Below are 259 nucleotides of genomic sequence, written 5' to 3'. Positions count from 1 at the left end.
AGTATGTGGCTTGATTGAACCAGGCTTAGCTAGTACTTGACCACGTTCAACGTCTTCACGCTTAGTACCACGTAGAAGTGCACCAATGTTCTCACCAGCACGACCTTCGTCAAGAAGCTTACGGAACATTTCAACACCAGTACAAGTAGACTTAGTCGTCTCTTTAATACCAACGATTTCAACTTCGTCATTCACGTTGATGATACCAGCTTCAACACGACCAGTTACAACAGTACCACGGCCTTGGATTGAGAAAACG

Annotated in this window: 1 protein-coding gene; it reads right to left on the bottom strand. The window is 44.8% G+C overall.

Annotation, left to right across the window (positions count from 1 at the left end; all coding sequences use genetic code 11):
- Window positions 1–259: EF-Tu/IF-2/RF-3 family GTPase (locus tag ACFI4Z_RS19125; RefSeq protein WP_462671899.1), on the bottom strand; the 259-nt coding region annotated here is incomplete at both ends.

The sequence above is a fragment of the Pseudoalteromonas sp. RWi3 genome, assembly GCF_054960735.1.
The sequence above is the reverse complement of the archived record's forward strand: the minus strand, read 5'-3'. Positions and strand labels throughout refer to the sequence as shown.